Source organism: Paraniabella aurantiaca, from assembly GCF_050309965.1.
Classification (GTDB): Bacteria; Bacteroidota; Bacteroidia; order Chitinophagales; family Chitinophagaceae; genus Niabella.
The window spans coordinates 2,146,742-2,163,667 of sequence record NZ_JBLOSY010000001.1 but is presented as its reverse complement, the minus strand read 5'-3'; the positions used below and the strand labels follow the sequence as shown (position 1 = coordinate 2,163,667).

Sequence of the window (16,926 nt, the reverse complement as noted above, 5' to 3'; positions counted from 1 at the left end):
ATTATGCATATTTGCTGATAGCAGGCGAAAAATCTACCGGAGCTTCCTGGCCCACCTGTAATTGAGGCGTCAACAAAAGCTGCTCAATTTCCGTCCAGTTGTGCACACGGGTATGTTTACCGGCGTCCGCCAGCTCATTATGCGGCTGGGTATATAAAATAGTCTTTCCTTTAAAATAATTCAGATTTTTAAAATGATCATCGATCATAATATCGGCCTGGATAATAGTTTTAAAACCACAGAAAACTATTTGTTGCCATTGAATAAAAGGGAAATGCTCACTCAGCCATGCCTGTTTTTCTGGCAGGGACTGCGGAAACTCGGTAGCTGCCGACACAATGAATACTTCAAATTTTTCATTGAGTTTATATAAAACTTCCTGGCTATCGGCTATCACAGGCATGTCCCTGAAAAAACCAGGTTGATATACATAGGTTCTTGCCTTTTCAAATAGCTCATCATCCATTTTTCCGGCGCCGTCTTCCCTTGTCTTTCTCATCCCGGTATCAGCATAATCATATCTGGCAAACTGTTCAAAACAATCGGCCAATACACCGTCCATATCTACTGCTATTCTTTTCATTTGCTTTCGATTTTTTGTTATAAATTAAAGTCCCTGTATGACTAAACGTCAACTCCCGGCTTAGTCGATATACATATTTCGTACAATGAGCGCGCTTCCTAAAAGCCAGGTTTCGGTAAGCGAAAATACATTTTTGTTTAATCGATTAAACATTTTAGCGTAGCTTTGTGTATTAATAACACAACATTTTTATGTTTTGTTATTACAAATGAACCGTTTATGAACAAAAAATTATTTCCCCTCGCTTTGGGCGGACTGGCAATAGGAACTACAGAATTCATTATCATGGGATTAATGCAGGATGTAGCAGCTTCGCTTCAAATCTCCATACCCAAGGCAGGTTACCTGATATCGGCCTATGCAATAGGTGTTATTGTGGGTGCGCCTTTGCTGGTAGCTGCCTCTGTAAAATATAGTCCGAAGAAAGTTTTAATGGCAATGATGGTATTGTTTACCGTATTCAATGGTCTTTCGGCTGCCGCTCCGGGCTTTTACAGCCTCATTGTTGCCAGATTCTTCTCCGGCCTTCCCCACGGCGCTTTTTTTGGCATCGGAGCCGTAGTGGCCTCCAAAATGGCCAAAGAGGGCAAACAGGCGCAGGCCATATCGATGATGTTTGCGGGACTTACGGTAGCCAACCTGGCTATGGTACCGCTCGTTACTTATCTGGGACATCAATTAGGGTGGCGTTTTGCCTTTTTAGTAGTAGCGCTCATCGGCTTACTTACGATCTTCTTTATTAAAATGTGGCTGCCGCCTATACAGCTGAATACCCAAAACAGCATTAAAGATGAACTGCAGTTTTTCAAAACGCCCAAAGCCTGGCTGATCATTTTAATTACTGCTATCGGGTTCGGAGGCCTGTTTGCCTGGTTTAGCTATATATCGCCTTTAATGACCCACATATCGGGCTTTTCTATTCAATCGGTATCGTATATTATGCTGATTGCAGGTGCAGGTATGGTTGCAGGCAACCTGATCGGTGGAATTATGGCCGACAAAATGCGCCCTGAAAAAGCTGCTGCAATATTGTTTATTAGCTTGGTAGCAGCGTTGATAGCAGTTTTCTTCTTTTCAGAAAATCAAACAGTTTCACTGGTACTCACTTTTATCTGCGGGCTATTGGCGATGGCAGTAGGATCGCCGATCAACATATTGATGATCCGTGCAGCAGAAAAATCGGCCATGATGGGCGCAGCTTTTATGCAGGCAGCATTTAATATGGCTAACTCTATTGGTGCATACTTTGGCGGGTTGCCTATTGCATTGGGGCTGGGTTATAACTACCCCTCTTTTGTTGGTGCAATTATGGCATTTGTAGGCTTCCTGCTCAGCATCACTTTTATGATGCGGTACGGAAACGCCCGGAACGCCAAGGAGCTATTACTCAACCAACAGGCTACTACAGGTTGCTGATAATAAGGTTTTGCACCTCCTTCATTTCCTCCCCTGTCAGCGTGAGCTTGGGTTGCAGGAAGTTTAAATCATTGGCGTCATTAATTGGTATCAGGTGTACATGGGCATGGGGTACTTCTATCCCCACTACACTAACCCCGCACCGGTTACAATCGAATGATTTTTCTATGGCCCGGGCAATAGGTTTTGCGAAAACCAGCAGTCCCGACAAATAATTGTCGGGTACGTCAAATATCTTATCTACTTCAATTTTAGGCACAACCAACACATGTCCTTTGCGTAAAGGCATAATGTCCAGGAATGCAATAAATTGTTCATTCTCTGCAATTTTGTAGGAAGGAATATCGCCTGCTATAATTTTTGAAAATATGGTCATAACTACTCAGTTAGTGAAGGTGAAAAATACAATAAACTTGTTGAAAGTTTCTAAATTATAAGTACTTAGATCTAAATAAAAAAACCGGCCGAAGCCGGTTTTTAATATTTGCCATACTGATTGTTATAAACTGATCTCTTCTACCCTGAACTGTATGAGTCCGGCAGGTGCCTGAACATCAGCCACAGCACCTGGCTCTTTCCCCAGTATGCCTTGCCCTATAGGCGAACTAACTGATATTTTACCAGCTTTCAAATCTGCTTCCTGCTCACTTACCAGCTGGTAGGTAACCTGCTTTTTTGTTTTCAGATTAGTGAGTTTTACCTTGGTTAAAATAGATACTTTGCTTGTATCAATTGTACTTTCATCCAGTATGCGGGCATTAGCTAATGCTCCTTCCAAAGCTGCAATTTTGGCCTCCAGGAGGCCTTGAGCCTCTTTGGCCGCATCGTATTCCGCATTTTCTTTAAGATCTCCTTTTTCACGCGCTTCTGCAATTGCCCTGCTGGCTGCAGGACGCTCTACACCCTTTAAGTGCTGTAGCTCTCCTTTCATCTGCTCCAGCGTCTCCTTAGTTACATACTGAATAGCACTCATAACTCGTCTTTTTTTATATTAAACAAAAAAAATAACAACGCCCCGGAAGCTAACCAGAGCGTTGCTATCAATAGCTACAAATATAACGAAAAGATCAGTTTAATTAAAAAACGATTTGTTAAAGAAACTGACCCGAAAAACCGGCCTAAAATCCTAGTTTTCCCAATAAAACAGTTGCCATTTTCAGGAATGCCTCATGGGTATATCCTGCTATATGTGGTGTTACGATAACCCCGGGAAAAGACAGTAATTCAGCCAGTTGCTGCTTTTCAAATTCCGTATAAGTGTTTAGCTTTTCATTTTCCAATACATCGAGGCAGGCGCCTCTTATCTGACCGTTTTTCAATCCATCAATCAGATCCGCTGTATGAATCACCTTACCCCGGCAGGCGCTGATGATCAGTGGCTGCTTCTTCAAACGGGAGAGAAATTCTTTATCAAGAAAATGATGTGTTTCACTGGTAAGTGGTACATTAAAACTAATAATATCGGCATTCTCACAAACCTGCTCTAAAGTAGCCTCTTTGATATACCCATTTTCGAAGCCCGTCTTGTACTTATCATGAGCCAGCACAGTTACTTCAAAAGGCTGTAACAACCTGGCAAAGCTACTTCCTGTATTTCCATACCCGATAATACCCACGGTTTTTCCAAACAATTCTGTTCCGCGGTTTTCGTCGCGTAACCATATGCCTTTCTGCACTTCGGGAACAGCGATGTTCATCTTATTGATCTGCATCAGCAATAGCCCCAGAGAATGTTCAGCCACTGCGTTACGGTTACCTTCAGGGCTACTGGCACATACAATATTTTTTGACCGGGCATAGTCTACGTCAACCAACTCCATACCGCTTCCCAATCGCCCTATCCATTCCAATTGAGGAAGCGCGTCAATTAATTCTTTATCTACTTTGATGCGGGTTGTTAACACCAGCCCGCTAACGCCCTGACCATTGTTTTTAATTTCTTCGTAGGAGATCTGCGGCTGATAAGCAACGTCAAATCCTTTGTCAGTTAGTGTTTGCATTAAAATGGGGTGTGCATTCCCCGTAACAATTACTTTTTTCATTTTATTTATACTGCAATATTATTTTATCCGTTTTTTACCAGCCACAGCGGGTTATTTCGGGTCGAATACCCGCCTGAACGGACGGGCAGGGAACACCTAATTTACATTCTACTGTTTGCAAAAAATTCATCATAGACCTTTCATTTTAAAAGTGAGCGCTGCGAAATCCTGAATTGTTAATTGTTCTGCCCGCTGATTGAAAATGGCATCTTCGAGCTGCTCAGGCTCAAATAAAGACCGAACGGCATTACGCAGGGTTTTACGTCGTTGATTAAAAGCTGTTTTAACCAACAGGAAAAAATGCTTCTCACTTTTCATGGGCTCAATGGTTGCTTTCCGATACATTTTTATCACCCCGCTTTTTACTTTCGGGGGCGGATTGAAGCAGTTTTCATGTACATCGAACAGGTATTTTACCTCGTAAAAAGCCTGCACCAAAACGCTCAATACCCCATACACCTTATTTCCTGATGGTGCTGCAACCCGCTGCGCCACCTCTTTTTGAAACATCCCCACCATCACCGGCACCTGTTCTTTCCACTCTAATATCTTAAAAAGAATCTGGGTAGAAATATTGTAGGGAAAGTTTCCTACAACAGTAAATGCTCCTTCAAAGGGAGGCAATGCGTCCAGGAAGCTCTGATGAACAATTTTATCTTTAAGTTCAGGATAAGTATTGGACAAATAGGCCACTTTCTCATCATCAATTTCCACTGCCTTAAAATCAATACCGGGAATATCTTTTAAGTACTTGGTAAGCGCCCCGCCTCCGGGCCCGACTTCCAGTAATTGGGACAGGGGGTCCTGTTGCAATGCTTCGACAATCTTCCGGCAAATATTTTCATCTTTCAAAAAATGTTGCCCCAAAGACTTCTTTAATGTATACATGGCGCAAAGTTACTTGGCTGTCAACTATTTTTTACTTATTAATTTAAGCGGTGCTTGTAAGCTGCAATTGCAAGGCCTGGCAACAGGCAGCCGGCTTCATTCAGGAAATGTAAAACGGAACAATAAGCAGGCCTGAAAAATAATACTTACTTTTACAGCCTACTTTTTTGATATGAGTACAAATAAACCTGCAATTGGCATTTCGTGTGGAGATATAAATGGAATCGGTATTGAACTGATCGTTAAGGCTTTTTCTGATACAAGAATTACAGAAATATGTACGCCCATCATTTTTGCAAATAATAAGACCATCAACTTCTACCGGAAATTTGCCGGTGAAACCAACTTTAATTTTAATAATGTAAAAGATTTTACAAGAATTAATTCGAGGCAGGTAAATATTTTTAACTGCTGGGAAGAAGAAGTTGCGGTGACACCTGGCGTATTAAACGAAACGGGCGGAAAGTATGCAGTGCTTTCTCTGCAGGCGGCTGTAAAAGCCTTGCAGGAGGGAGCAATTGAAGGACTGGTAACTGGGCCCATTCATAAAAGCAACGTGCAGGGTGAAGCATTTTCGCATACCGGCCATACGCCTTACCTGAAAGAGGCGTTTGAGGCTAAAGATGTGGTGATGATGATGTGTGCACAAAATATGCGTGTTGCGTTGGTTACCGAACATGTTCCTGTTAAAGATGTTGCCAGCCATATAACGACGCAGGCTATATTGAGTAAACTTAACCTGGTGCAGGACTCTTTAAAAAAGGATTTTGGCATCACCAAACCCCGAATTGCGGTGTTGGGTTTAAATCCTCATGCGGGCGATGAGGGCCTGGTTGGTAATGAAGAAGAAACCATTATTAAACCAGCTATCAAAGAGGCCAGAAATAAAAATATCCTCGCTTTTGGTCCTTACAGCGCTGACGCATTCTTTGCGCGTGGACAATATGAAAAATTTGACGCAGTATTAGCAATGTACCACGACCAGGGATTAATACCTTTTAAGTCACTTTCAATAGGAGAGGGTATTAATTATACAGCCGGCCTTGATATTGTGCGTACCTCGCCCGACCATGGTGTTGCCTTTGACATTGCAGGAAAGGGTATTGCAGATGCGGCTTCGTTTCTGGAAGCTGTTTACCAGTGCGTAGACATTATCCAGCATCGGTACGAATACCAGGATCAGCGTTCTAATCCTATTAAAAAGGTAATGCCAGAAGTAACAGCAAAACTTATTGATGAAAAAATTGATGAGTAGAAAAACCCATGACTAAGCCCTGGCGGATTCTTTAAATAAACACCAGCCTGGCTTTGGGGCTTTTGTGCCCTGATGTCACTTTAAGATAGTTGCACAGGTCTGCGTTGTTGTAATTTTCCTCTTCACTTATAACATGAAGCGCGCCCAATACAGCCGGGGTTATAGACGCCATAAGAAAGTTTACTGTTTTGTTGCGAACCTGTGTTTTTTTAGCAATTTCATCAATTGTATCAACAAGCTTAACCCCAAATATTTCTGAGTTAATACCTCTCCCTTTTTCTACAATATGGAGATCATCGCTAAAAAGAGTTGAAAAATTCAGAATAGCACACTCTTTACCAATCTTAAAGATCTCTTCTGTTTTTCTGTTTTGGGAACATTGAAAATTGAGCGCAGCAATAGCAGCATCAGTAATCAGGTATACAGCACTTTCGATAGCTGAAGACGGTTCTTGAAAAAAGTTACTAGCGGAGAGGATCAGGTCCTTTTCATTATTTAATTGTGATATGACGCGGTGCTTGAAGTCCATAACCAATTTCGTAATTGAGAAGCGTTAAAAAAAAGAGGGGCGAACGTTTGACCTGGAAAGGTCCCGAAGCCCACTCTAAGCCCTCTAAACCACTGTAAAAATACCAAGTGGTGGGTTATGCATTTATCAATATTCGACGAATTGGCTGATTTATCAGATGAGTTGCCCTTTTTTATAGATCAGGCCTCTTTCAACTTAAAGCTCAGGCAAAATAGCCCAGTAAAAAACAACCACCCTTCTGCGTTCGTCATTATCGGTATAATCTGTAATATTATTAAAAGGCAGCGCCTGTCCCCTGCCATAGCTTGAATAGCCAATTTTTAATTGATTGTAATTGGAGAACTTCGATGCGCTGGTTTTCATAATGATTTTCAGGTTACGCAATAACTCGTTCGCTCTTAAATCTGAAAGCGCCTGATTCATTTGAACGCTTTGAGGATCAGGCTGCTTCATATAACTCTTTAGCTCATTAAATAATTTAGTGCCGGGAGTAATGGGAGTGGCGTCGGCGTAGCCTACAATTACCAGGTGTGCGGTTCTTTTGATATCGGGATATCGATTAGAGATTGCCGACATGGAGTCTATAGCCGGCTGAAAAGATTGATTAACGCTGCTAAAAGCCGAAGGTGCTATGCGGTAAATTCCAGGTTCGAAAAACGCCCCCATACCATATTTTTGAAAAGCCTCCATTTTTACTGCCTCATCTAAAAGCTGGTAGATACGATCTCTTGTTTTCTTCTGAAGCTGAAATGAATCTAACCTGACAACATAAGATTTAACATCGTCTTCATAATTGTTGGGACGGAAGTTCTTTTTTGTCTCCAGGAAAAAATCTACGGCATTAACCGTTTGCTGAATTTGGCTGAGATCGTCCTGCAAAGTAGATAAAAGGGATACGATCTTTTTGTTAAGCGAACTATCTACCCCCTGCTTGCCTAGTTTCTTTAACATTTCCGCCTGCAGGTCACTTAACGCTACAGAGTCTGCATTAATAGATTCACGGGTAGTTTTGCTTTTTTCTGCTGTAGCAGCAATTCTTTTCTGAGTACCGCAGGATGTCATTAAGGCCCCAATGACAACAGAGGCATATATAAGTTTCTTAATCATGTAGGTTATTCAGGAAGTCGTTTTATAGTAAATCCATTATTAGAGGGTGTCGAGGATATTTTTTTAATCTTGTTCTTCAACATTTTCGAATAGACCAGTTTTCTTTCGGGTGAAGTACTGGTTTCCGGCTCCTCTTCATCTTCCATTGTATTTATAGTAGCATCTCTATTAAGAGAAATATTTATAAGTCCTACACTTTCTCCCAATTGAAGATCCTGAGAAGAGAGCAATAGCTCGTCTGCAAATATACCTTTTGCCTTTAACAAAGCTGTATTAGACTTTGAACTGTCTGCTTCCGTACGCCAGTTGTATAACATTACAATTAAAAGTGCGGTGGCGCCTATCCAGAGCAAAACCAAAGAAGAACCCGCCCTTTTTGTATAAAATGTACTAGTCTTTGGCATTTTCTTTTAATGTTTTGTTGATCAGATTATCAATTTCATCTATAAAGCTATTGCAATTGTCTACTGCCGCTGTCTGTCCGCTATTCAAAAGTTTGCCGTTTTTCATGATGACCTTATACACTGAATGTTCAGGGCCTAAAGAAGAAAATGTCGATTTCATCCTGTGCAGGATCCGGTTAATGGCTTCGGTATCTTTTTGATCAGCAGCCGCCACAAGATCGGTCTTATCTTTTAGCCATTGGCCTCTCATCTCCTTCAATATCTCAGCCAGCACTTCCTTATCATTTCCTATAATGGAGGTCAGATAATCCAGGTTTTCATTGACATCGACAGCTACATCCGTTTTGGGCTGCACCAATCCGGAGACTTCTTTCCCTGTTTGTTTTAGATAAAAAGCCATTTTTTGTACCAGTAGCTCTTCATCTACAGGTTTGGCCATGTAATCGGAAAAGCCGGCTTCGAGGCATTTTTGCACTTCACCCTCTGAAACATAAGCCGTCATTGCAATTACGGGGGTTTTCAAATAAAGTTCTTTGCGTAAAAGAGAAATGGCGGTATAACCATCCATCACCGGCATTTGAATATCCATTAATACCAGGTCAAATACCTCTTTCCTTAAGAGATTTACAGCCTCCTGTCCGTTGTCAATGATACGGGGGCTTAGATTATGTTTGCTAAAAATATGTTTCAATAAGACCTGGTTGGCTTTGTTATCTTCAACAACCAGCACCCGGTAGTCCTCAAATGAGTAGGTAGCGGAGACTTCACTGCTTACCGCCTCTTCAACCCTTTCCGACTTTTCGAGTATACATGTAAAATTAAATTCTGATCCCTCGTTTACATGACTATATACCGAAATAGAGCCGCCCATACGCTCTACCAGGTTTTTTACAATAGTTAATCCAAGCCCTGTTCCCCCATGTTGACGCTGGGCTCCCTGCTCCAGTTGCTCGAATCGCTCGAATATAGTTCCTATTTTTTCTTTAGGGATACCGATACCACTGTCTTTTATAGTAAAAGACAGCTTATAAAACTTCTGCTCCTCGTCCACCCAAATGATGCCGGCACTCACCTCTACCCCCCCTTCTGTTGTGAATTTGATGGCGTTACTGATGAGGTTGATAAATATCTGCTGTAACCGGTCGGGATCGCCAACTACATACTGCGGAATTTGCTCATCAATGAAGTAATTATACACCAACCCCTTATCATGGATAGTGGCTGAAAACATTTTTTTGATCCTGGTAAAAAGATCGTACAGGTTAAAGGGCCGATGCGCAATGGTCAATTTTCCTGCTTCTATTTTCGAAAGATCTAAAACATCATTTACAATATATAACAGGTTATAGCCGCTGGATCTAATGATTTCAACATACTCTTTCTGCTTGGCATTTAATTCGGTACTATCCAAAAGGTTGCCGAAGCCAATCAGCGCGTTGAGCGGCGTGCGCAACTCATGGCTCATATTAGCCAGAAACTCATCTTTTGCATTTTTGCTTTTAAGAGCTGCCAGTTCTGCCTCCTTTAATTCCTCGATTAACTTTAATTGTTGCGACTGGCGGCGTATAATTATAGTAGCCAGCAGCAGAATAGCTATGATTGAAAACACAGCCAGTATGCGGTTAAACAGGGACAACTTACTTGCCTGATCTGTATTGGTATCCAGGGTTTGCTGAAGATCATCCCTTAATTCCCGCTGCAGTTGCATGCAGTTTTTATAAACTTTGTTACCCAGGTCAAGTAATCTAAGAGAATCTACATTTAATTTCAACAGTTGGGTATTGGAACTTTTTACTGCGGCCAGTATTTTTTCCGAAATATTTACCTGAGTATCTATAATACTATTAATAGAATCGGCCCTGGCCTTGGTTGGACCCTCAGAAAACGAACTTAATACATAGGCATTGTACCCCAGGGTGTTTACAGAGTCATGGATCGCTTGTAGCCGCACTTTATCTGCCAAAAAACCTGCTACCCCCTTGAGCTTGCTTTCCAGTTCGAAAGACGTATTTACGATCTCCTGGATACGGTTGTTGAGCCCGAAAGTTGTTACGGCTTTCAGGTTCCCGGTAGTTAACGCATTGGTTGCTTTGTTTGTAAAAAACTGGGTCACCACAATCAATGCCATTAACGCAAGAGCTAAGGTTACTACAGAAAAGAATGCTACATTTTTTTTATTCATGGCTGTGCAAAAAACTGTTACAGCAATTGCAGGCTCTTCAGCAGCGCATCTTTGTACGACTCTGAAATGGGTATGGCCTGACCATGCACATAAACAATTCTATCCTCTATATAATCGATTTTATCAAGGGCTATCGTATAGCTTCGATGAATACGCATAAATTTTTGAGAAGGCAATTTATCTTCAATGGCCTTTAAGCTACCATGAACAACATAGCTTTTTTGAGGAACATGTAGCTTGATATAATCTCCCTTAGCTTCGATCCACAAAATGTCATTCATGTTCAGCTTCCTGATTACTTTGTTATCTTTTACAAAAACAAAATCGCTTGACTCATCTTTACCAATTTTCACGTTTTCATTGCTCAGGAGTTCTTTAGCCCGTTCTACCGCATGTAAAACCCTTGCCAGCGAAAAAGGTTTAACAATGTAATCTACCACATTCAGTTCAAAAGCTTCTACAGCATACCCCTGTTTAGCTGTTGTAAAAATTGTCAATGGCCGTTTTTGCAACATGCGCAACAACTCTATCCCTGTTAGTCCGGGCATTTCGATATCAAGAAAAAGCAGATCAATGGGATTATTCTCTATATAGGTTTTAGCCTTCAAAGGATCATCAAACTCTCCAATGATATTAATACCATCAATTTTGATCAGGATTTGCTGAAGCAACATCCGGGCTACTTTATTGTCGTCTACTATGAGGCAATTTATTGGGCGGTCCATAATCAGTTTTAAGCTAATATACGTATTCCAAAAGTATTAAATTTAAACATATAAGCCCTGTTCCGCAGAACAAGGCTTATTTATTTTCCGAACTACCCTTTCGGGCAACTCACTATTGGCACATTTTCAAGTTTAAGTTATTGCCCGGGCAAGTCTCTTACGCTTTTTTATACTGTGGTATGAGGCTATTGGCCAATTCTACCATTTGTTTCAGGCCATCTTCAGGTAAGTTTCCTTTTTTGAATTCAGCCATCAATTCTGGTAATTTATTTTCCATTTCCAGCAGGAAATGATCTTCAAATTCTCTAACCCTGTTTACAGGCACTTCTTTAATTAAACCGTTGGTACCCAGGTAGATAATAGCCACCTGTTTTTCAACAGTAAATGGAGAGTATTGTGGTTGCTTTAAGATCTCCACGTTACGGGCACCTTTGTCAATTACGTTTTTAGTAGCAGCATCCAAATCACCACCGAATTTAGAGAATGCTTCCAGCTCACGATAAAGCGCCTGATCCAGTTTCAGCGTACCGGCAACTTTCTTCATCGATTTGATCTGAGCGTTACCACCCACACGGCTTACAGAAATACCTACGTTGATCGCCGGGCGAATACCTGAAAGGAACAAGCTCGACTCCAGGAATATCTGTCCGTCGGTGATTGAAATTACGTTAGTTGGGATATATGCAGATACGTCACCCGCCTGAGTTTCAATAATAGGAAGTGCTGTTAACGAACCGCCGCCTTTTACCAGGTGTTTAATTGATTCAGGAAGATCGTTCATATTTTTTACGATCTCATCGTTATTGATCACTTTAGCAGCTCTTTCCAGCAAACGGCTATGCAGGTAGAATACGTCACCAGGATAAGCCTCACGACCCGGAGGACGACGTAATAACAAAGAAACCTCACGATAAGCTACGGCCTGTTTAGAAAGATCATCATAAATAATCAATGCAGGACGACCTGTATCACGGAAAAACTCCCCGATAGCAGCGCCGGCGAAAGGAGCATAGAACTGTAAAGGAGCCGGATCAGAAGCAGAGGCCGCTACGATGGTAGTGTACTCCATAGCCCCGTTGTCCTGTAATGTTTTCATTACACCGGCAATAGTAGATGCTTTTTGGCCAATTGCCACATAAATACAGTATACAGGCTTGCCGGCGGCAAAAAATTCTTTTTGATTGATGATGGTATCCACCGCGATGGCTGTTTTACCAGTCTGGCGGTCACCAATGATCAACTCCCTTTGACCACGGCCTACGGGGATCATCGCATCGATTGCTTTGATACCTGTTTGCAGAGGTTCTTTTACGGGCTCACGGAAAATTACCCCTGGCGCTTTGCGCTCTAAAGGCATTTCATATAATTCACCGGCAATAGGACCTTTACCGTCGATAGGATTACCCAGGGTATTTACAACACGACCTACCATGCCTTCTCCTACTTTTATAGAGGCGATCTGCTTGGTACGACGCACTTTAGAACCTTCTTTAATTCCTTTGCCTTCACCCATTAATACCACACCCACATTATCTTCTTCCAGGTTTAACGCAATGGCGCGAACACCATCTTCAAACTCAACAAGTTCACCATAACGTACATTCCCCAACCCGTAAACACGGGCAATACCATCCCCTACCTGCAACACAGTACCTACTTCTTCTAAGTCTGCGTGGGCATTAAAATTGCTTAATTGTTCCCGCAGTATGGCGCTTATTTCGTCGGGTTTAATTTCTGGCATATACTTTATTTAAATATTGGTTTTATTGCGGCTATTTTTACAGCCTTTATTTTTCAGGCTGCAAAAGTAGGATATCGGTAAATTATAACAAAATAAATAGCCTGTATCCTTGCAGCAGTTTAAAGCTTTTGACCCCCAAAACGTCGTTTTTAGGTCGGGGGACTGATTTCTCCTTATTTTATTACCAAAACGCCGTCGGCCAGGAATCTCAGCTGCTTTTGAGGCTCTTTTATCGCATCAATTTCTGCCTGGCTTTTTTTAGCATCTTTCGCATAGTGCTGTAACTCAGCAACTGAGGTGGTTTTATTGAATGCAATACCGTCTAAAACAATCGATTTACCCACGATATCCATGGGTACAAAAAAGGCATAATCCTTAAATTTTACAAACATTTTACTTTTATCTTCCAGCTCTACCTCCATCCAGCAGCCTTTTTTAGGGCAGGATGCTACTACTTTTCCCGATATTTTAGTTTGCACAGAGTCTTTTTTTGACAGGTCTTTTGATACCTGGGTAAGACTTGTAATTCCTTTGGCGTCTATCTTTTCTCCATAGGTATCGCCGGCGTTAGCAGGACCTGCCGGGGGTTGGGCGTAACCCAACTTCACCATGCAAACCAATAGAAAAAGCGTGATTATTTTTTTCATGTTGTATAATTAAGAGTGCAAATTTATAAAACTATCTATTTTTGCAGTATGAATAAATTAAATGTAAGAGCGGGTGTGCTGTTCGCGATTATTTTAGTAGCTGCGTTGAGCAAGCTGATTTTTTCTCACCTCGGGGTTTACAACCTTTCTCCTTTAGTGGCCATTGCATTATTTGGAGGCTCCCAATTTAAAAATAAACGATTGGCCTATTTGTTCCCCATTGTGGCTTTTTTAATATCTGACCTGGCTTTTTACCTGGTGGGTAAAACAGGCTTTTATGGTGTTAGCCAGTTTTTTGTGTATGGAGCCATTTTGTTGATCACTGCACTGGGAACTACCTTACAAAATCCGAAAGCCATTAAGATTCTGGGTTATTCACTCACGGGATCGGCCATATTCTGGATTATCTCGAACTTCGGCGTTTGGATAGGCAGCCGCATACCCGGGGCTATTGAATATGAGCCGGGCCTTACATTAGGAATGACCTACCTGAGAGCGCTTCCTTTTTACAATGAAGTTAGCGCGCAAATGTTCAGAAACGCTTTTGGAGGGGATATCCTTTACTGCTTCCTGTTGTTTGGGGTATATGCTCTCGCCCAGAAAAAAAATCCGGCGCTACGCTATTCCAATACATTATAAAATTATCGGAACCAACCAACAGCGGTTTACATAGGTTCTTAAAACATTTCAGGCAGCGCTGTAACGCGCTGCTTTTTCTTTGCAACCATACCTATAGCAAGAACATCTTTTAACTTTTTTACGTTATATATCAAATTACCTTTGCAGGCAAGATCAATTACCAGTTATGACAGGAAAGGCTTTATTATCAACGATTTTAGGAATTATACTTTCAACTTCTTTATGGGCCCAGGATGGCAAGGGATTCAATATCCCTATTAACCGCCAGCTTTTCCACGATAATATTATTAAAGAAAAAAACTTACTGCTGGGTAGCGATGGCAAACAGGATGACGAATTTACCCTGCAGGGTAATGCTGATGCCGGCAGACTGGCTACAGCGGCAATTAATAACCAGGTTGATGCTATCCGGTACCTGATAGAAACTGATAGTAAAATTGAGCAGCGACTGAAGCCCGGCTACCTGGTGGGGCTAACAGATATATTAAGACATATGCGTACCGGCTGGCGTAAAAGGGAAGTATTGCCCAGTCACTTTGCACAGATCTTCTCTTTATATAAAAAACTGATCGAGGTAAATTCTGCAAAGGAGTCTATTATTCCTTACGTACAACATTTTCCTTATGATATTGCTTACACGGCTACATTACCCCGTGTGTTTGAGGAAAACCCTAATTATAATGAGCTGAAGGACCTGCTGATCTTAAAATATTCGGCTCAATATCCTGCCAAAACTTTTTACCAGCTCACGAAGTATACTAATTCGAAACATACAGACAGCCTGATAAAAGCAGTTGGACGCCAATACCCTGAACAGCTGTATTCTTATGCCCAGGCTGGTAATTCACTGGGATATAAAATTCGCAGTATCAAGGATGACAATTTTGTAAAAACAGTTGTAGGGCTTTCTGAAATGAAAAGTGGCCAGATTTATTTTCCCTTCCTGGACAATTTGGTAAAAGGAAAAATTACTATGGCTGAACTGGATGCAGCAAAAGACGACCGGGTTAAGTATTACCGCTTGCTGGTTAAAACACAGATGGATTATGCCCGCCGGGCATTAAACGGGGATACGGCAGTAGGTTTTACGGAATTGACCAATCGTTTACAGAAAAAGGCGAGCGATGAATTTGTAAATGAAATTAATGCACTGCATGAAGCCACCAACGCAGTGAGGTTTAAATGCCTGCAGGAGCTTACACCACAGGAATTGTATTACCTGGCAGTATTAACCGATGGCTTAATATATACCAGTAGCTACACTGCAGGTGTATACCCCTTGATGATGCAAAAGATCAATAACCGTGGTGATTCTTTACTACTGACCTTATCTTTTGATCACTACAGGAAGTTTCTCCGCCAGGCTGCAGGTTATAACACCCTTAAAAACTTTTTCGCCACGTTTAAAAGTAAAGATGATGCTACATCTGTAATGACGGCTTTTGTAAACGGATTAGAAAAATCGAAAGGACTGGAAGATGGTGTGGATGTGGCTGACTCTTATGCCAGTCTTTATGAAACGCTTCCCGACCTGGCTAAGCAGATGTTAACCAATATTAAGACCAACTACCAGAGAAACGCAAGAACAGGTAATAAACGAGGCGTTGCTATTTATAATATCCTTGATAAATTATTCCAGTCAGCAGATCCTACCAAGGATATCAATCTTACTAAAGAGTTAGGCATACCCCCGGTGTACAATGTACCTTTTGACAATTTCACTAATGAAAAAGGCGAGATCATTACGCAAATGTTTTTTTATGGCGATGAGGATGGGATGATGGATTTCGACATTTTCGTACGCACTTTCAGCAATGATCCCAAATGGAAACTGGATCAAAGCAACAGCAAATTTGTGGTAGCGAAAACAACTTCGGGCGTACCTATTTACCTCTATGCCAACAGGCCGCTCGCCAATACACCTGATGAAGATTATGTAGCTCAGAATGCGATGCAGGAGTTCTTTGAAAAAAACAATCTGTCTCCTACGGTTACTTTTCACCGCGGGCATAGTTATCATGCGCCAACCAGTGTTAGCTATATTACCCCTACCAACCGGGTGGTATTTATGGGCTCTTGCGGAGGCTTCTTCCTGATCGACTCTATTTTGAAAAAGTCGAGCGACGCACATATTATCTCATCCAAGCAAACCGGTTACCGCGATATTAACCTTCCGTTTATACGTACTTTCCTGGAAACCCTTCGCCTGAAGAAAAATATCGACTGGATCTCTTTCTGGAAAGAATTTACATCGGTAGCAAAAGTTACAGGCATAGAAGATTATATTCCTCCTTACAAAAACCTGGGTGCTTTATTTATCAAAGCGTATAAAAAAGAAACCGGGGAAGAGGATATATAAGTACACAATATGATTAAACACCAAATCATATTAGAAGGGTCGGCTTTATGGAGTTACGACTATGAAATCGCCGAAACAGGCGACAGGTATATTAGCTTTAGCTTAATAGGTGGTATACCTCATCATCACAAAGGTGACATTGTTCTTGCTGATGGTGGTATCATTACCATAACGGGAGACGAGAATATTAAAATCCCTTTATCGTCTATACGGGAGATCTACCTGGGTTTTGATGAGGTATATAAGAATATATATGTAAAAAACTTTGGGATCTTCTGGCAGCCTTTGCGAATCCAATATTATATAACGACTAACCGTTTAGCAACTATTTATTTAGTAGTCGACTATGGTGGCATGTTCAATAAGAATAATAAATGGTATGAAACCATAACCAATATACTCTCCTAAC

At 41.4% G+C, this 16,926-nt stretch carries 17 protein-coding genes; 5 read left to right on the top strand and 12 right to left on the bottom strand.

Annotated elements, in window-relative coordinates; all coding sequences use genetic code 11:
- Position 1 precedes the first annotated feature (1 nt).
- Positions 2–583: a 5' nucleotidase, NT5C type gene (locus tag ACLOAU_RS09460; protein ID WP_427861623.1), complete on the bottom strand. Its 582-nt coding sequence runs from the start codon at positions 581–583 to the stop codon at positions 2–4.
- A 219-nt stretch (positions 584–802) separates the two neighbouring features.
- Here ACLOAU_RS09460 and ACLOAU_RS09455 point away from each other — a divergent pair, with 219 nt between their 5' ends.
- On the top strand, positions 803–1,999 hold the full coding sequence (locus ACLOAU_RS09455) for an MFS transporter (protein ID WP_427861622.1): 1,197 nt from the start codon (positions 803–805) through the stop codon (positions 1,997–1,999).
- Here the strand turns inward: ACLOAU_RS09455 and ACLOAU_RS09450 are convergent.
- The 4 genes from ACLOAU_RS09450 to rsmA all read right to left on the bottom strand — a co-directional run bounded on the left by ACLOAU_RS09450 (position 1,986) and on the right by rsmA (position 4,929).
- Positions 1,986–2,375, bottom strand: coding sequence for an HIT family protein (locus ACLOAU_RS09450; protein ID WP_427861621.1), 390 nt, complete (start codon positions 2,373–2,375; stop codon positions 1,986–1,988). The two genes, ACLOAU_RS09455 and ACLOAU_RS09450, sit on opposite strands and share 14 nt — an antisense overlap.
- Positions 2,376–2,498: 123 nt before the next feature.
- On the bottom strand, positions 2,499–2,972 hold the full coding sequence (greA, locus tag ACLOAU_RS09445) for a transcription elongation factor GreA (RefSeq protein ID WP_427861620.1): 474 nt from the start codon (positions 2,970–2,972) through the stop codon (positions 2,499–2,501).
- Between the two features lie 145 nt (positions 2,973–3,117).
- Complete coding sequence (locus ACLOAU_RS09440) at positions 3,118–4,041, bottom strand: NAD(P)-dependent oxidoreductase (RefSeq protein ID WP_427861619.1); 924 nt, start codon at positions 4,039–4,041, stop codon at positions 3,118–3,120.
- A 129-nt stretch (positions 4,042–4,170) separates the two neighbouring features.
- Complete coding sequence (gene rsmA, locus ACLOAU_RS09435) at positions 4,171–4,929, bottom strand: 16S rRNA (adenine(1518)-N(6)/adenine(1519)-N(6))-dimethyltransferase RsmA (protein WP_427861618.1); 759 nt, start codon at positions 4,927–4,929, stop codon at positions 4,171–4,173.
- A gap of 172 nt (positions 4,930–5,101) precedes the next feature.
- Between rsmA and pdxA the strand changes: the two genes are divergently transcribed.
- Complete coding sequence (gene pdxA / locus ACLOAU_RS09430) at positions 5,102–6,184, top strand: 4-hydroxythreonine-4-phosphate dehydrogenase PdxA (RefSeq protein WP_427861617.1); 1,083 nt, start codon at positions 5,102–5,104, stop codon at positions 6,182–6,184.
- A gap of 31 nt (positions 6,185–6,215) precedes the next feature.
- Here the strand turns inward: pdxA and ACLOAU_RS09425 are convergent, their stop codons facing one another.
- The 7 genes from ACLOAU_RS09425 to ACLOAU_RS09395 form a co-directional block, all read right to left on the bottom strand.
- Positions 6,216–6,713: a DUF937 domain-containing protein gene (locus ACLOAU_RS09425; RefSeq protein WP_427861616.1), complete on the bottom strand. Its 498-nt coding sequence runs from the start codon at positions 6,711–6,713 to the stop codon at positions 6,216–6,218.
- 195 nt (positions 6,714–6,908) lie between these two features.
- A complete protein-coding gene (locus tag ACLOAU_RS09420) occupies positions 6,909–7,820 on the bottom strand; it encodes an OmpA family protein (protein ID WP_427861615.1) in 912 nt (303 codons plus the stop codon).
- A gap of 5 nt (positions 7,821–7,825) precedes the next feature.
- Positions 7,826–8,224 carry a hypothetical protein gene (locus ACLOAU_RS09415; RefSeq protein ID WP_427861614.1) on the bottom strand — a complete coding sequence of 133 codons (399 nt, stop codon included), beginning with the start codon at positions 8,222–8,224 and terminating at the stop codon, positions 7,826–7,828.
- Positions 8,211–10,406 carry an ATP-binding protein gene (locus ACLOAU_RS09410; RefSeq protein ID WP_427861613.1) on the bottom strand — a complete coding sequence of 732 codons (2,196 nt, stop codon included), beginning with the start codon at positions 10,404–10,406 and terminating at the stop codon, positions 8,211–8,213. The genes ACLOAU_RS09415 and ACLOAU_RS09410 overlap by 14 nt, the downstream gene beginning before the upstream one ends.
- Positions 10,407–10,423: 17 nt before the next feature.
- Entirely contained in the window at positions 10,424–11,131 is a 708-nt protein-coding gene (locus tag ACLOAU_RS09405) for a LytR/AlgR family response regulator transcription factor (RefSeq protein ID WP_427861612.1), read from the bottom strand.
- A gap of 157 nt (positions 11,132–11,288) precedes the next feature.
- Positions 11,289–12,872, bottom strand: coding sequence for a F0F1 ATP synthase subunit alpha (gene atpA / locus ACLOAU_RS09400; RefSeq protein WP_427861611.1), 1,584 nt, complete (start codon positions 12,870–12,872; stop codon positions 11,289–11,291).
- Between the two features lie 173 nt (positions 12,873–13,045).
- Positions 13,046–13,519 (bottom strand): DUF4920 domain-containing protein, encoded by a 474-nt coding sequence (locus ACLOAU_RS09395; protein ID WP_427861610.1) that lies wholly within the window; start codon positions 13,517–13,519, stop codon positions 13,046–13,048.
- A gap of 48 nt (positions 13,520–13,567) precedes the next feature.
- Between ACLOAU_RS09395 and ACLOAU_RS09390 the strand changes: the two genes are divergently transcribed.
- The 3 genes from ACLOAU_RS09390 to ACLOAU_RS09380 all read left to right on the top strand — a co-directional run bounded on the left by ACLOAU_RS09390 (position 13,568) and on the right by ACLOAU_RS09380 (position 16,925).
- A complete protein-coding gene (locus ACLOAU_RS09390; RefSeq protein WP_427861609.1) occupies positions 13,568–14,158 on the top strand; it encodes a DUF6580 family putative transport protein in 591 nt (196 codons plus the stop codon).
- Positions 14,159–14,324: 166 nt separating this feature from the next.
- On the top strand, positions 14,325–16,517 hold the full coding sequence (locus tag ACLOAU_RS09385) for a hypothetical protein (protein ID WP_427861608.1): 2,193 nt from the start codon (positions 14,325–14,327) through the stop codon (positions 16,515–16,517).
- 9 nt (positions 16,518–16,526) lie between these two features.
- Entirely contained in the window at positions 16,527–16,925 is a 399-nt protein-coding gene (locus ACLOAU_RS09380; RefSeq protein WP_427861607.1) for a hypothetical protein, read from the top strand.
- Position 16,926: the final 1 nt, after the last annotated feature.

What these genes read in the sequence shown, in the direction of transcription:
- ACLOAU_RS09460 (WP_427861623.1), bottom strand. Translation starts at nt 583, where the DNA reads ATGAAAAGAATAGCAGTAGATATGGACGGTGTATTGGCCGATTGTTTT.
- ACLOAU_RS09455 (WP_427861622.1), top strand. Translation starts at nt 803, where the DNA reads ATGAACAAAAAATTATTTCCCCTCGCTTTGGGCGGACTGGCAATAGGA.
- ACLOAU_RS09450 (WP_427861621.1), bottom strand. Translation starts at nt 2,375, where the DNA reads ATGACCATATTTTCAAAAATTATAGCAGGCGATATTCCTTCCTACAAA.
- greA (WP_427861620.1), bottom strand. Translation starts at nt 2,972, where the DNA reads ATGAGTGCTATTCAGTATGTAACTAAGGAGACGCTGGAGCAGATGAAA.
- ACLOAU_RS09440 (WP_427861619.1), bottom strand. Translation starts at nt 4,041, where the DNA reads ATGAAAAAAGTAATTGTTACGGGGAATGCACACCCCATTTTAATGCAA.
- rsmA (WP_427861618.1), bottom strand. Translation starts at nt 4,929, where the DNA reads ATGTATACATTAAAGAAGTCTTTGGGGCAACATTTTTTGAAAGATGAA.
- pdxA (WP_427861617.1), top strand. Translation starts at nt 5,102, where the DNA reads ATGAGTACAAATAAACCTGCAATTGGCATTTCGTGTGGAGATATAAAT.
- ACLOAU_RS09425 (WP_427861616.1), bottom strand. Translation starts at nt 6,713, where the DNA reads ATGGACTTCAAGCACCGCGTCATATCACAATTAAATAATGAAAAGGAC.
- ACLOAU_RS09420 (WP_427861615.1), bottom strand. Translation starts at nt 7,820, where the DNA reads ATGATTAAGAAACTTATATATGCCTCTGTTGTCATTGGGGCCTTAATG.
- ACLOAU_RS09415 (WP_427861614.1), bottom strand. Translation starts at nt 8,224, where the DNA reads ATGCCAAAGACTAGTACATTTTATACAAAAAGGGCGGGTTCTTCTTTG.
- ACLOAU_RS09410 (WP_427861613.1), bottom strand. Translation starts at nt 10,406, where the DNA reads ATGAATAAAAAAAATGTAGCATTCTTTTCTGTAGTAACCTTAGCTCTT.
- ACLOAU_RS09405 (WP_427861612.1), bottom strand. Translation starts at nt 11,131, where the DNA reads ATGGACCGCCCAATAAATTGCCTCATAGTAGACGACAATAAAGTAGCC.
- atpA (WP_427861611.1), bottom strand. Translation starts at nt 12,872, where the DNA reads ATGCCAGAAATTAAACCCGACGAAATAAGCGCCATACTGCGGGAACAA.
- ACLOAU_RS09395 (WP_427861610.1), bottom strand. Translation starts at nt 13,519, where the DNA reads ATGAAAAAAATAATCACGCTTTTTCTATTGGTTTGCATGGTGAAGTTG.
- ACLOAU_RS09390 (WP_427861609.1), top strand. Translation starts at nt 13,568, where the DNA reads ATGAATAAATTAAATGTAAGAGCGGGTGTGCTGTTCGCGATTATTTTA.
- ACLOAU_RS09385 (WP_427861608.1), top strand. Translation starts at nt 14,325, where the DNA reads ATGACAGGAAAGGCTTTATTATCAACGATTTTAGGAATTATACTTTCA.
- ACLOAU_RS09380 (WP_427861607.1), top strand. Translation starts at nt 16,527, where the DNA reads ATGATTAAACACCAAATCATATTAGAAGGGTCGGCTTTATGGAGTTAC.